The following is a 14,771-nucleotide window of genomic DNA, read 5'->3' as shown; positions in this document are numbered from 1 at the left end:
TAATTAATATAAGTATTCTATGTAACAGTTTCTTGACAATTGATTCGTTATGCTTAGGTATTAAAGATTCAAGATATTGGTATTGCTAAAGTGATTTATATATCTATAATTGAAGGGAATTCTAATTTACGATCGCTGTTGGGATGGCACTTACAACAAGTGGGCTATATTACCCATCAATATGGTACTATTCAACAAGCAAGAAATAATCTAGTAACTCATCCTCCGACTCTGGTTATTTTAGACTCGGATTTACCTGATGGTGACGGTATAGAATTTTGTCAATGGTTATATCAATCACATCAACCATTGATATTAATGTTATCAGCAAAAATAACAGAAAAAGATGTTGTCAAAGGTTTAAAAGCAGGTGCTGATGATTATCTGAAAAAACCTTTCGGGATGCAAGAATTTTTAGGCAGGGTAGAATCTTTGCTAAGACGTTTTCGTGTTAACAATGCACCTCTTATTTTAGACTTTGGAGACTTAAAAATTGATTTAGTGCAAAGAAGAGTGGAATTTAGAGGAGAATTTATCGATTTGACACCTCAAGAGTTTAGCTTATTATATGTCTTAAGTCAAGCTCAAGGAACACCATTAAGTCGTCCTGAATTATTGCGTAGAGCATGGCCTGAAGCCATTGAAAATCAGAGAACTATTGATACACATGTGCTATCATTACGTAAAAAAATAGAACTTGATCCTCGCCAACCTAATTTAATTCAAACTGTACGTAACGTCGGCTATCGTTTTAATTTGGAAGTATTACAACGTCAAAATAAAACTCAATATCAGGAGAATTGTATTCACAAAAATAATTTATCACAGAATAATCTTCATGACAATCAATATATCTCTAATGGTCGAGTCATGGCAGAAAAATTGATGGTCAAATAAATAATAGAGTTTTTCAAAAAAAGATTTTCATCTTCTTTCGTTGTAATAGTTTAAGCTCTCCTCAATTACAGTTATGGAAGATGTTTAATTAACAATTAACAATTAAGTATTTTTTAGTTTTTTCTTAAATCTCTCTATTACCTAGTTAATTTTTAATTTATCGAGAATTTTTTTTGTAGAAACAACATGATTATTCAAGCCTAATTTGTTGGGTTTAATTCCTAATGCTAAACCCACTAATTGCGGTAAATGTAGGATAGGAATATCTAACTTTTGATTAATAACTTTAGCAACCTCTGGTTGTCGAGAATCTAAATTTAAGTGACAAAGAGGACAAGGTGTTACTATACAATCAGCACCATTATTAATGGCATCTAATAAATTTTTTCCTGCCATTTGAAAAGATTGCTTTGTGGCATAACTGGATAAAGGCCAACCACAACATTTACTCCTACCTTCATAATAAATCGGAGTTGCTCCGAGAGTGGTAAAAACACTTTCTAAAGATTGAGGATTTAAAGGATTATCAAAAGGTAAATTTTTTTGTGCACGTAATAAATAACAACCGTAAAAAGAAGCACATTTTATACCTGTTAATGGCTTAATTACCTTGGTTTTTAATGCCTCTAATCCATAATCTCCCACTAATGCCCATAGAATATGTTTTATTTCTGTTGTGCCTTGATAGGGTGAGCAATTTTCTTTCACTAAAAAATTATTAACTTTATCTAGGTATTCAGGATTGTTTTCTTGTGCGTCTTTCAATCTTTCATCTACATGACCAATAACTCCTTGACAAGTGCTACAGTGAGTTAAAAGAGGTAAATTGAGAGATTCTGCCAAAGCAATATTTCGAGCGTTAACGGTGTCTTCTAATAGCTGAGAATCTTCTTTGTAAGTACCAGAGCCACAACAAGCGGCTTTTTTTAGTTCAATTAATTCAATGCCTAAGGCTTTACTAATAGCTGTAGTAGAAGTATGTAGCTCTTTACAAGCTCCTTGAGCGACACATCCAGGAAAATAAGCATAACGAAGCATAATCAAAATACCTTCACAGTGTTGACTGATATTATTTCTATTATCTCTATAAAAATCCAAAAAACGAACTAATTTTGTTGCATTTATTTACAGAAGATACATAAAAACCTTTACTAGAAAGTGAACCTATCTTAAACTTAATAAAGCTAAAGCTATTAAAAATTAATTATTAATCTATCAATGAAAATCGCTACATGGAATGTTAACTCAATTCGTACCCGAAAAGAACAAGTAAAACAATGGTTAGTTGATAATAATGTTGATGTAATTTGTTTACAAGAAACAAAGGTTATTGATGCTGATTTTCCCGTAAATTTTTTTACTGACATTGGATATTATTGCTATATTTATGGGCAAAAAGCTTATAATGGAGTGGCAATTTTTAGTCTTCAACCTTTAGAAGATATTAAATATGGTTTTTCAGGAGTTTTATCAGAAAATATTGTTGATAATTTTGATGAACAAAAAAGAGTAATTAGTGGTGTTATTAATAATATTAGAATTGTTAATCTTTACGTTCCCAATGGTAATTCCATAGGTTCAGAAAAGTATCGATATAAATTAGAATGGTTAAAGATATTAAAAGAATATTTAACTATTTTTAAGAATAATTATCCACAAGAACTATTAGTTTGTGGAGATTTTAATATTGCCTTGGAAGAGAAAGATATTTATAATCCTAAAGGAAAAGAAAATCATATTATGGCTTCGACATTAGAAATAGATGCTTTAAAATCTGTTTTAGATTTAAAATTAATGGATGTTTTTCGTAAATTTATTACTGATGGTAATTATTATACTTGGTGGGATTATCGTCAAGGAGGTTTTACTAAAAATAGAGGTTGGCGTATTGATCATATTTATTTGACAGATAAATTATATCAAAAAGCAATTAATTGTTATATTGATATTAATCCTCGAAAATTAACTCAACCTAGTGATCATGCACCTGTTATTTGTGAGTTTTAAGAAACTATAAATACTCAAATAATTTTATTATTTATAGTTAATATTAAGTTCAGATGATCACTAATAAAAAATGTTGTTTTTTGTTCATATAACTGAAAATAAATCAATTTTATGATGATGATTTTAGAGAAATTGAGCTAAATTATTATTGACTTCTAGTAAAAACGACTGTACTTACACTAATAGGATTTCCATTAATAATATGTCCATATAAAAAAACTCTTACTAATCGATTTTCAGAATGACTCTTCCCATTCTCGTCTTCATGTAAACAAAATCTAAACCCTCCTTTTTGATCTTTTATATCTCCCCCGTAAACTTTTGAACTTTTAGTCCAATTAACACTATTTTGACGACAAAAATCATCATAAGTAGTAAAATCACTGACAGGATTATTTTCTTTTTTACTTAATAATCCGTCAGCAATCACAATCCAATTTCTTTGTTTGCCATCATTACAAATAATTTTTCTTTTGAGAATACCGGGCTTAAGCCATATTTGATTACCTTTACTAATATCTTGAAATCCATAATAAATTTTAGGTTCATTCGCAGTACACTCTTCAGCTTCAAGAGCACCATCAGGGTAAGTTAAGACTAAACAATAGTCAGAATCCACACTTGATAAACTGCAATGTCCTCCTGATGTTGCTGGTGTTGCAGTGACGTATTTTGCACCTTTTATTTCATCCTGAATATAAGCTAAAGATTTTATTAATCCTGCACGACGAACAGTTTTTGAATCTATATCTTGGTTTAGTGTTAATAGGTTAATAAATCCACTAGCAGCTGCGGTTAAAACAATACTACCCATGGCTATCCCCACTAATAAATCTATTAAAGTCATACCTCCGCATAAAGATGTAGTTTCGGAGATATTTGCCACAACTTTGGAGATGGTTGTCATGACTTTATATTTCATAATCAAATATTGAAGCTAAAATTATTTCACTGACATTAATTTCAATTATATTGTATTATTAATAAATATGATGTGATCTAAATGACATAACAAAAAAAATCCGATTTAGAGAGTAAATATCATGGTTCTTTATTTACCTAATGTCCACATAATATGCACTTATGTTTTTACCATGTTTAGTATATGACTACTAATATATTTACTTAAATCGGACTTAAAAAATGTCTCTTACCTATATATCAGTCTCGAAAACTAAATTTATTCAGTAGTATTTAATGAAATTTGAAAATTCTTTTATTTAATTAAATAATTGATTTTTCTTCTTATCTTTTTTGTCGTAATAATATGAATAATTGTAATAGTAATAATAATTATCACTATCAGAAATAAAACAATTAAGCAATAAACCAAGAATATTGACATCTGCTTGGGATAAAGACTCACTACTACTGGCTAACATTGATGTATTAGCTTTTTCTTGACGTATAACCATTAACATTCCATCACTCATACGTCCTAAAATTTGAGCATCGGCGGCAACACTAACAGGAGGTGCATCAAGAATAATTAAATCATATTTATCGCTTAACTCATCTAGTAAATGTACCATTTGTGATGAACCAATCAACGCTACAGGATTTGATTTCGTATTACCAGCTGGTAAAAGATCCAAATTAGTCATCAGGGGAATAATAACTTCTGAGAGTGATGAATTGTGTTCTATCTGTAATAAATCACTTAAACCAGCTGATTTATCTATGCCTTCCCAAATTTTTTGTTGTCCGGGTTTCCTTAAGTCTGCTTCTATCAATAAGACTTTCGTACCTAAGCCTGAAGCGGCAATAGCCATATTAGCGGCAATAGTAGATTTTCCTTCCCCGGCAACGGAACTGGAAATAGTGATTATTTTTAAAGGTTTTTCCTCTGTCTCCATAAATTTCAACCCGGTATAAAGTGCTCTAAAATTTTCACTAATAGGGGAAGATGGATTATCTCTTACAGGAAGATCACTTTGGACTTTATCTTTGTTGTGACGATAAAAATCAGGTATTTTACCTAATACAGGTTGTGTAAAATATTCTTTAATTTGATCAACGTTATTAATTCTTTGATCAAGTTGATCTAATAAATAAGCTACCACAGAACCAGCTAAAATACCTCCTAAGAAGCCTTGTATTAAATAAGTCAATCTACGATTTATAGCAGGTTCCGTCGGTATAGATGCGAGTTCTGTGGATCTAATATTTCCTTGGGTGTTATTGATGGCAATTTGAGCATCTTGATAATTTTTAATGAGATTTTGGAGAACATCACTTCGGGCTGTAAGTTCTCTTTGTAATTGTTGCTGTTCAAATTCTAACTGTGGAAGAGTATCAACTCTTTGTCGATAAACATTGATTAATTCTTTTAATGATTTGAGTTGTGCTTCCAAACTTTTAATTTGTCTTTCAGTAGCTGCATATTCGCTTAAAAGTGTACTTTGATTTGAGCCGGGTTGATAAATCCCTTGGGAATTGTTTGCTGAATTACCTTGAATATTAGTAGTGGAAGAATAATTTTTCAGCTGTTCTTGTAAGACAGCTTCTTGTTTTTGTAAAGTTATGACTTGAGGATGTTGATCTCCGAAACGAATTTTTTCTTGTTCAATTTTCAGTTGTATTTCTTGAATTTGTTTAACTAAAGAACCAACAATAGGGGATTCATTCATAAAACTAGAAGCAATTCCGGCTTCTGAATCCACAGGAAAGATTTTTTTTAAGGAATTTAAACGGGATTTTTGGGAAGCTAATTCTGAATTAATATTAGCAATTTGACTATCTAATTCACTGATAATTGAAATAGTAGAAGTCGCTTCAGCATTAATATCTAAAATTCGATTATTTTGTTTGAAATTTTTTAATTTTTCCGCCGTATATTCTAAAGATTCTTGACTTTCAGGAATTTGTTGTTCCAAAAATTTAGCCAATGCTCTGGTTTGAGAAACTTTTTGCTCTTTATCTATTTGTACATAATTTCTAATCCAAGCATTAACAATTTCCGTTGCTTTTTTTGGATCTTCATCCGTAAAAGATAATTGAATAACATCACTTTTGTCTGGATTAACAGCGATTAAATTTTGTGCCAATTTTTTATGATCTATTTCTAAAGGCAATTTTAAATCTTCTTTAACTTTTTCAGCTAAAGATTCAGACTTGATTAAAATTAAATCATTGTTTAATTTCTTTTGTTCCCCTACCGCAAAAGGATCTGTAATACTAGGGTTTTTTTGATCAAACACAATAGTACCAGTGGCACGATAAAGAGGAATTGTTTTTTTTGATCTTTCGTAACCCAAAAATAAAAACACTACTACAAATACGAGGGATGCAGGAAGCCATCTTTTGCGAATAATACGAAAATATATTAGTAACTCTTCCATAATTTTTGTTAATAATAATTAAATTTAAAGTTTTAATCTATTCTGATAACAGAGCTATTATTGCTATTATTATCGTTATCAAATAAGTCCCAAGTTGATTTAAAGAGATTAATAGTATTCAGTAATTGATTAAGGGGATTAACGGATGAGAATATAACGTCAGCTGCTACTGCTAAAGTTGAACGTTCAATAAATACAATGTCATTATTTAATAAAGGTGGATTATTTTCTCCGTTTAAAGGGGCAGAAAAATCTACTTTAATTGATTTCTCCGTTACAGTGCCATTAGCATTGAGACGTACCAGTTTAGCGACATATTCTTTCGCTCGAACATTATTAAAGCCTCCAGCTTGTAATAAGGCTTGTTGTAAACTGACATTGGGAGGTAGTTCTTTTAATCCTGGATTTTTGACTTCTCCTACCACACTGACATTAATACGGTTAGGGGAAAAACTAGCGACGGCTACTTGACGTACTTCCGTCTCATCGATGGTTTCTGCCGCAGGAATAAAAATACGATCGCCATTTTGTAGTAAAGCATCATCTCGAAATCTTCCTGTTTGCAAAAATTCCCAAAGGTTTACTTTTAACATTTGTTCTTGTCCTGATGGTAGAGTCCGACGTACTTCAATATTGCGAATATCTGCTTTTGCGGTTAATCCTCCTGCGGTTTTTATTGCTCTTGTGGCAGTGGGAATTCCAGCTAAAACTTGTTCATCTCGAATGACATTATTATTCTGAAAAGTTAATTTATCATCCAAATTTTCAGATCTTACATCATCTCCTGTTAAGGTATAAGGACCTGGACGATTAACTTCCCCAACTATACTAACAGTAATGGGAATACTTAAGTTCGCCGAAAAATTAGCCGTCGCCATTCTCAACACTTCTACAGGATCTACTGTTTCCGCACTAGGAATTACTATGCGATCGCCATCTCGCAAAATAATATTTTGTGTTAAATCACCTTGTTCAAGAAAATTCCAAAAATTGACGGGAATCGTATATTCTTGTCCTTTATAGTTACGAATAACTTTTACTTGACGAGGATCAGCCGAAGCATTAATGCCATTCGCTAATTGTAAAGCACTGATAAGATTAGGAAATTTTCGTCCTTTATCGGTAGTACCTTCAAAAGGTATTGAATAAGAACCCGGAGTCCTAATTTCTCCGACAATGGCAACCATAACAGGACGAGGTGCAATTAAATTGACACTAATAAGAGGATTTCTTAATAATCCCTTACTAACATATTCTTGAGTAACGATAGACTCTACTTCCTCTAATGTTAATCCTGCAACAGAAATACGATTAATTAAAGGTAAATTAAGAGTCCCATCTACTAATACTTGATATTCTCTACTATATTCAGGTACATTAAAGATATCTAAGGCAATGACATCTCCTGCATCGAGAGTATAAGGAAATTCTTGACGAGAATTAATTTGTGGTGCCACAGAATAATTAGTATTTTTATTATTAGTGGGAGATAAAGGCTTTAATGACTGCCTTTGACTTAATTCTTGTGCTGAGACAGTAGAAAAAAAATTCAATAAAATAAAAATAGATATTGTTTGATAAAAAATTAATTTAAACATCATGAAAATTTCGTTTTAATTATTGAAAACTAGATTCAGAAAATCATTTTGAAAGGACTTTATTAATAACTTCTAAATATTTATTAATAGCAATATCTTTAGTAAAATAATTACAAAAATATTCCCTAGCATTGTAACCCATTTTGTATCTAAGTTGTTTATCACCATAAAGTTTTAAAAAAAAGTTAGCTAACCCTTGAGCATCATTATTTCTAAAAGTTTCACCACATTTAGCATCCATGATTAGCTTTTTCAAAAAAGAAGTGTCTGGACAAATAACTCCGACAGGAATTCCCCCAGCTAAGGTAGAATAAAGTTTACTAGGGGCAACAATTCCCTCCATTTCTTTGGCGATGGAAATTAAAGAAACATCACAAGCAGTAAGGGAATAAGGTAAAGTGTCTTTATTTTGATAAGGCAGAAATAAAAAATTATTTAAAGATAATTGATTAATAGTTTCTATAATTGACTTTTGTTGCGCACCACTACCAATAAAAAGGAATTGAAAGTCTTGTTGATAATCCTTAAGAAGATAAGCGGCTTGAATAATGGTTTCCATATCATGACAACGCCCCATATTTCCTGAATAAAGAATCGTAAATTTTTTATCTAAGTCATATTTTCTCGCAAACCAATTATCCTCCTTTTTAATAGGTTTAATTAAATCTCCATCAGACCAATTATGAATAATAGAAATTTTATCTTTTATTTGTGGACAAACTTCAATTATTCGTTGTTTCATTGTACTGGATAAGACGATGATTTGTTGGGCTTTTGTCCAAGTTTGAAAATTCAATTTATGCCATATTTTAATAATAAAGTGATTATTCGGTAAAATCCTTAAAGCTGTAACTACGTTAGGATACAAGTCATAAATTAAGCAAACATATTTCTTTTTCCAAATAAGATAAGTAAAATATCCTAACCAGGTCATAAAAGCAGGTGCAGTGGTTATGATTACTAAATCGATATTCTTCTGATGGCGTAAAATATGAGTAAAACCACGTACAAAAAATAAAACACTATTAACTACTTTCCCTCGAATACGTTCAGGCCACATTTGTGTTGTTCTTGTTCTTCTCACATGAAGCTCACCAATGTGTTCATTTTTTGGAGCTTCAGTGGTGTCAAAGGCATAACCAGGTTGTCCTGTAAACACTTCGATTTTTATTCCTTTTTTAGTGATAGCAGTTGCTAATTCTTCAATTAATTGTCCTGTAGCCGCATAATCAGGGGGAAAAAATTGATTAATTATAAGAATATTATATTTTTGACGAGGGAAAGAGTGATTCATTCTTTAGATTTTGTCGAAGTGATAATAGATAAACTCTATATTATTAGTTACAATAAAATATCATAAATAAAATAGAATTGCTATAGTATAAATCAAGACTTTAAATAAATATCAACCAATTTTAAGACAAAGTTTCTTTTTGTAGTAGAAAAACTATGCTTGACACTAGGTTTTTATCTTGTTTTATGTCAAAAAGATTGAAAATAATTCTCATTAAATTTATTTTTGATAAATGATTGTTGGCTCATCACAGTTAACAGTAAGTATTTTTTAGAGACAAGTTTTGCGAAATATAAAGCCTTTTTTATTGATAAAAGATATTACTTGAATCATTTTTTATTCTTCAAATATCATAACTACTGTAGAAAAAATGAAACCTTAATATAATTTATATAAACAAAACGAAATATTTTTGTTATAAGTCTTAGAATATGTTACTTTAATTAATACAATTGAAGAAGACATAAAAATGAATTTATTTCAAAACAATAAGTATTTTTATTATTGGAAAAATTTACTCATTTCTTCATAAACCATTTTTGATACTTTTGATAAAAATTCTACATCTTTATAGTAAGCTGGATCATCGCCAAAAATAACTAATATATAAGCTGTTTTACCACCAGAACTTTTTATGATCGCCGCATCATTTCTGTTGTTAAAAGTCCAACCCATTTTAGAATAAAATTCAACATTTTCATCCTTGATTCCTTCCCCTAAAAATCCCCTGATAGCATTAAAAGGAATATCTTGCCATGCACTAGGGTTTAAATCTCTTTTTAATAAAGCTAACATTTCATCAGACTGGGGAAATTTTTGAGTATAAATTTGATACAGTAAAGTAGCGACATCTTCACTGGTTAATTTATTTCTAATAGGTTTTTTTTCATTGTTAGGATGACGTAATTGAAATTCCAATCCTTTAGCTTTATCTAACTGTAATGAATAAATTGGTAAAGTTTTCTGAGTAATATTAAGATTTGTAAAACCCTTGTTTAAAAAATAAGTATTTATTTGATAACGCTTATCTATAATTTTCTCCAATTCTTCTCCTGTAAGTAATATTTTACTATTTTCAATAGTCATAATTTCTCCTATAATTAAATCCATTATTTTACTAGCAGATTCATTATCAGAATTTTGAATCATATTTCTTAGAAGTTGATTTATGTCTAAAGAATTTATAAGATTTATATTTAATTGATTATTATAATATTTGTCAAAAAAAATTACCAGCCAAAATAATTTTACAATACTAGCAGGATACCTAATTTCTGTTTGATTATAAAAAATAGATTCTTGATTAATAGAATTAAGATTAATTAAATTAAAAGACAGTTGATCTAATGGTAAATTTCTTGATTTAGCTATATTGATAATATTTTTTTCAATGCTTTGCAATGATTTAGATTCATAAATTACTAATGGAGGTAATTTTTGACTTGAAAAAAAATTTGCATCATTTAAATGATTATATATATACATTTTAGGTGAGAGAAATATAACTATTTTAATCCAATTTCCGCCCAAATTATTCGATTAGGAGATGAATTATAATCAACAAAAGTTTCTAAATTAAGAATAATAAATTGTTGTCCTGAAGATAAAGTACTAATTGAATTAGGTAAATCATAATTAGGATATTTAGGAAAACTATCTCTTAAATTTACCGTAGTTATAATACTTATTTTATCACCAATATTAGGGACATTTGTAGGTGCAATAGTAACTGGTTGAGTTGTTTTAATCATTGGTTGTCCAACATAAGATTCATTATCTCCATTTACCGCACCAATTCTTATCCAGCCAATAGACTTTACATTCTCAACTAAATTTGAGTTAGAATCACTTTGATTATTAGAAGAATTAGAGGCAATAGAAGTATCTTGTAAACTCATTTCTAAATCAAAAGTACTCGAACCTTTAAGTAAACTTATTTGTATGGTATATTTACCATCAATAGGCAATTCTACTCCTTCTAAAAGTTTAGTATCTGGTTGAAAAATCCATAAACAAATATCATTAGGGGTTGTGTAATTTAATTTTTGTCCTTTCTTTCCTTCAAAAGTATAACCTATATATTTTCCTGCGGTTAATTGTCCTGATTTAGCAACAGTTTCTTGTAAATTTATTTCTTCTGCACTAGACAATTCTCCCGGAGTTTTTAAACATCCCGTGTTAGGATCAATTTCGGCGACTTGTGTTGAATTATTCGTATTATTTGAGTTATTCCCAGAAGTTATATTTTCCTGTTTATTACAAGCAGTGATTAATAAAAAAATACAGATTAATAGTTTTGGAAAATGATGTTTAATTAAAATCATAGTTTATTTGGATAATTTATTAAATATTACTGATAAATCTTAGTTGGTTCACCGACACTAATAGTAGGTATTTTTTCTGATATAAATTGAGCAAAAGACAAAGCCTTATCTTCACTAAGAAAAGAAGCAACTTGAATTATTTTTTCTCCTGTAATTTTATCTTTTTTTTTATAGGAATCTTGACAATAACTTTCTCTCACAATATTGAAATAGTTCTCATTATAAGGTATATTAACAGGGTAAAAATTCACTGGATACATAGAAGAATCTGAAGGTTTTTCATCACCACAAGTCGATTGAGGATAATCGGCTAAATCCCATTGATAATTAGAGATTGTATCATTTTCATTTTTCTTTTTGGCTAATTTTTCATCTTCATTTAAACTAAAATTAATTTCAAATAATTGTGAACCTTTTGGTAAATAAATTTGTAAAGTGTATAAACCATCCATAGGTAATTCGACATCTTTAACTAAATCATTTTTTTGTGTATAGATATGAATACAAAGATCTTGATCTGTTTTATATTTGAAAATATCTCCTGCCTTAGCATTAAAACTAAAACCCATCACTTCACCTTGATTTAATTGTCCAGATTCTTTAATATATTCCCCTTCTAAATTTAATAATTTAACCTTATTTGCACTTAAAATTACATTATTTTTAGGTGAACAATTATCATTATTTGCTGTTTGAAAGTTAGACTTATTTTTATATTGACAGGCAGTAATAAATAAAAAAATAAAAATTAAATTTAACCATTTATTAACATTAAATTTAGTTATAATTAACATGATATTTTAAAGAGAGAAAGTAAAAACAATTATTGATAATAAGCGTAACTAAATTAATGATAAAACTGGTTTCCCTTCCTTATTTACCGAAGTCTAAGAAACTCATTAATTATTAATTATTCAAGGGCTTTTTGTTTGAGCATTTGTCCCCATAAATAAAATGGTAAAACCCCAAATAAACCTAAACTTAATAAAGTTAAACCGAAAATTAAAAGGCGAATATTTAACGGTAATGTACGCCCAAAAACTGGTATAGTATAAGGCTTAGGTTCAGATTTTATATTCTCTACTTGTGATATTACAGTATGAGTTGCTCCCCTTTCAGGATTTGGATCTGTATAAGTAATTTCGTACTCTCCTAACAAAGCATTAAGAAATAACTGGAGATTTTCGGCAATATCCTCTGAATCACCTGAAAATTCAGCAATTCCGCCTGTTTTTTGGGCAATTTCTTCTAATCTTTGAGCATCAACAAATTCTTCTTCAGGCACTTTACCATTATTGACATCTTGACGAGTGGCAGGTTTCGATAATTTATATTTTTGAGCTAATTGTTGAGGAGTTAAACCATAGCCTAGAGTATGAACAATAATATTATTATTTAACTCTAATTTTTCCGTTAACTTAGCAAAATCTTTGGCTTCATTTGAGCGATTATGATAACCATCTGATAATAAAATTACTGATAATCTTGGTTGTAATTCTCCTTTATTTATTTGTTCTTCAGTAAGATAAAAACGAGGATCTTTTTCATTACTGAAGAATTTAATTGCTTCTAATAAGGGATCATAAAGATTAGTAGAAGCACAAGGTTTTGTACTTGCTAAATAAGTTAAAAAATTTGTTAATTTAACATCATTAGGACTAAAAAATTTATCTAATTCTTGAGTATTAACTTCATAACCTTGACATTTTTCATTTCCTTCTCCAAAAGGCACGATGGCAACTTGAGTATTACCACCTCGTTTTGCTAAAATCTCAATAAATTGATTAATGGCTTCCATACCGCCTTCTAGCTTTGTTTTACCGCTACTATCAGGGCTCAACATACTGCCACTCATATCCACCAAAATAACAATCCATGCAGGGGGTGGCTCAGATTCTTCCGGAGATTTCCAGTTTCTAGGATTAATTTCTAAATCTTGTCCTTCAACTTGTAGCTTAAAATCTTTATAAGACAAACCCATTACGGGGCGATCGTCTTCTCCAGTAACTTTAATTCTGACAGTAACATTATCATTATTAATGGTAGGAGTGCGTACAATATCAACTTTTTTAGGATTTTTTTCTTGTGCTAAACTAGGAGTAATTAAACTAATAGAAAATAATAAAATTAGACTAACCTTGGGGATCGAAAAAGCGGTTATAATAGACAAAACGGAAGAATTTTTCATAGTTAATTAATTGCTGATTTTCTTGATTATTTTCACTATCAGCTGGAGAATAAAAAGTTAATAAATAATTATGCTTTAAGGTAATATTTTTTTTTGTTTTTAACATTTCACCATTAATCGCAATATAATTAAAGTATAGTATATGAGGAATTAATATTGCTTCACGAGATTTTATTTCAATAGTCGCAACATGATCGCCCAATGAAGGAATACAAATATCACAGTCTTTTTCTGAGCCGATTTTCAGGCTACCTTTTGATGGTAATTTGATAGATAAACCTTCTTCAATTTTGTCAGTAGTGCTATCACTTACAAAACTCAAAACTAATTGATTAATAGAAGGATAACCTTTATCAAGATTGATTGATTTAGGCATGACTTGTGCAAATTCTTGACTTACATATTCAAAACCACTACCAGCCCTAAGAGCAACTAAATAGCTCGGAGAGCCTGTTAAACTGAAAGTTAAGCCTAAAAGTAAACCTAAAATGCTAAAACCGATAGGATCTTCCATTAAAGAAAGATTTTTGGGCATTTCTTTCAGAAAAATTCTGACTAATTCAAACAAAATAGCTGCTATCAAACTGGCTAAACTTGCACCTCCCACACTGGCAATTAATCTTTGACGAAAACGTTTTTTGTCTCCTGCTTCAACAGTTTCCCAACGCCATGTCAAACCTTCAGCTAAACCAACGGCGACACCAATTAATAACCAACCAAAAGTTCTTACTATTACAGGAGGAATATTGAAAAATGGTAAAAAGAGTATTTGAGCTATACTACCAGATAGCAAACCGATAATTAATCCCAAAGAAAGAGCAATTAATAAAGGAATTATGGCTTTTCTTAAACACATTTTAGGACGTGTGGGACTTGAGATGAAAATTTCATTTAACACCATCCCAATGGCTAAAGAAATAGCAATACAAGGAAATAAAACAATTTCGGGAAAAGATTGTAATAAACCTATATCTGTGAGAAAAAATTGACCAATATTCCATCCAATTAAGGCGGAAGTGATACCAGCAATCAAATATAAATAAATGCGCATACTATCGGTGATTATTTTTATTACAATAAAAGTTTACACCTTATTTCATAATTCTTGATAATATGTAAAGA

The 14,771-nt window shown here is 29.9% G+C and carries 12 protein-coding genes; 2 read left to right on the top strand and 10 right to left on the bottom strand.

Translation table 11 applies throughout. The annotated features are described in order from the left end of the window. The first annotated feature begins 90 nt into the window (after positions 1-90). Positions 91-897, top strand: a complete 807-nt coding sequence (locus tag GM3708_RS12955; RefSeq protein ID WP_071827620.1) for a response regulator transcription factor — start codon at positions 91-93, stop codon at positions 895-897. Between the two features lie 141 nt (positions 898-1,038). Here GM3708_RS12955 and GM3708_RS12950 read toward each other — a convergent pair whose 3' ends face one another. Further along, entirely contained in the window at positions 1,039-1,935 is an 897-nt protein-coding gene (locus GM3708_RS12950; protein WP_066349468.1) for a CoB--CoM heterodisulfide reductase iron-sulfur subunit B family protein, read from the bottom strand. Positions 1,936-2,115: 180 nt separating this feature from the next. Here GM3708_RS12950 and xth point away from each other — a divergent pair, with 180 nt between their 5' ends. Continuing rightward, positions 2,116-2,904, top strand: a complete 789-nt coding sequence (gene xth, locus GM3708_RS12945) for an exodeoxyribonuclease III (protein WP_066347738.1) — start codon at positions 2,116-2,118, stop codon at positions 2,902-2,904. A gap of 145 nt (positions 2,905-3,049) precedes the next feature. On the opposite strand, the gene GM3708_RS12940 is transcribed toward xth, so the two are convergent. From GM3708_RS12940 to GM3708_RS12900, 9 genes are all read right to left on the bottom strand, one after another. Further along, positions 3,050-3,811, bottom strand: coding sequence for a PilW family protein (locus GM3708_RS12940; protein ID WP_144439320.1), 762 nt, complete (start codon positions 3,809-3,811; stop codon positions 3,050-3,052). Between the two features lie 313 nt (positions 3,812-4,124). Beyond that, positions 4,125-6,245 (bottom strand): polysaccharide biosynthesis tyrosine autokinase, encoded by a 2,121-nt coding sequence (locus tag GM3708_RS12935; protein ID WP_066347726.1) that lies wholly within the window; start codon positions 6,243-6,245, stop codon positions 4,125-4,127. A 32-nt stretch (positions 6,246-6,277) separates the two neighbouring features. After that, positions 6,278-7,846, bottom strand: coding sequence for a polysaccharide biosynthesis/export family protein (locus GM3708_RS12930; protein WP_231932943.1), 1,569 nt, complete (start codon positions 7,844-7,846; stop codon positions 6,278-6,280). A gap of 40 nt (positions 7,847-7,886) precedes the next feature. Next, entirely contained in the window at positions 7,887-9,137 is a 1,251-nt protein-coding gene (locus tag GM3708_RS12925) for a glycosyltransferase family 4 protein (protein ID WP_066347722.1), read from the bottom strand. A gap of 501 nt (positions 9,138-9,638) precedes the next feature. Continuing rightward, a complete protein-coding gene (locus GM3708_RS12920; protein WP_158505880.1) occupies positions 9,639-10,286 on the bottom strand; it encodes a serine hydrolase in 648 nt (215 codons plus the stop codon). Between the two features lie 356 nt (positions 10,287-10,642). Further along, positions 10,643-11,461 carry a hypothetical protein gene (locus GM3708_RS12915; protein ID WP_066347715.1) on the bottom strand — a complete coding sequence of 273 codons (819 nt, stop codon included), beginning with the start codon at positions 11,459-11,461 and terminating at the stop codon, positions 10,643-10,645. A gap of 26 nt (positions 11,462-11,487) precedes the next feature. Beyond that, on the bottom strand, positions 11,488-12,255 hold the full coding sequence (locus GM3708_RS12910; protein ID WP_066347711.1) for a hypothetical protein: 768 nt from the start codon (positions 12,253-12,255) through the stop codon (positions 11,488-11,490). A 116-nt stretch (positions 12,256-12,371) separates the two neighbouring features. Continuing rightward, the gene (locus tag GM3708_RS12905; RefSeq protein WP_082714115.1) at positions 12,372-13,649 is read right to left on the bottom strand and encodes a VWA domain-containing protein; all 1,278 of its coding nucleotides are present in this window, start codon (positions 13,647-13,649) and stop codon (positions 12,372-12,374) included. Continuing rightward, complete coding sequence (locus GM3708_RS12900; protein WP_066347708.1) at positions 13,594-14,700, bottom strand: hypothetical protein; 1,107 nt, start codon at positions 14,698-14,700, stop codon at positions 13,594-13,596. Before GM3708_RS12900 ends, GM3708_RS12905 begins: the two co-directional genes overlap by 56 nt. Positions 14,701-14,771 lie beyond the last annotated feature (71 nt).

The organism is Geminocystis sp. NIES-3708, assembly GCF_001548095.1.
Taxonomy (GTDB): Bacteria; Cyanobacteriota; Cyanobacteriia; order Cyanobacteriales; family Cyanobacteriaceae; genus Geminocystis.
This window is presented reverse-complemented; position numbering and strand designations above follow the sequence as displayed.

Coding starts and splice junctions, on each gene's coding strand:
- GM3708_RS12950 (WP_066349468.1), bottom strand. CDS start 1,935: ATGCTTCGTTATGCTTATTTTCCTGGATGTGTCGCTCAAGGAGCTTGT.
- xth (WP_066347738.1), top strand. CDS start 2,116: ATGAAAATCGCTACATGGAATGTTAACTCAATTCGTACCCGAAAAGAA.
- GM3708_RS12940 (WP_144439320.1), bottom strand. CDS start 3,811: ATGACAACCATCTCCAAAGTTGTGGCAAATATCTCCGAAACTACATCT.
- GM3708_RS12935 (WP_066347726.1), bottom strand. CDS start 6,245: ATGGAAGAGTTACTAATATATTTTCGTATTATTCGCAAAAGATGGCTT.
- GM3708_RS12930 (WP_231932943.1), bottom strand. CDS start 7,846: ATGATGTTTAAATTAATTTTTTATCAAACAATATCTATTTTTATTTTA.
- GM3708_RS12925 (WP_066347722.1), bottom strand. CDS start 9,137: ATGAATCACTCTTTCCCTCGTCAAAAATATAATATTCTTATAATTAAT.
- GM3708_RS12920 (WP_158505880.1), bottom strand. CDS start 10,286: ATGATTCAAAATTCTGATAATGAATCTGCTAGTAAAATAATGGATTTA.
- GM3708_RS12915 (WP_066347715.1), bottom strand. CDS start 11,461: ATGATTTTAATTAAACATCATTTTCCAAAACTATTAATCTGTATTTTT.
- GM3708_RS12910 (WP_066347711.1), bottom strand. CDS start 12,255: ATGTTAATTATAACTAAATTTAATGTTAATAAATGGTTAAATTTAATT.
- GM3708_RS12905 (WP_082714115.1), bottom strand. CDS start 13,649: ATGAAAAATTCTTCCGTTTTGTCTATTATAACCGCTTTTTCGATCCCC.
- GM3708_RS12900 (WP_066347708.1), bottom strand. CDS start 14,700: ATGCGCATTTATTTATATTTGATTGCTGGTATCACTTCCGCCTTAATT.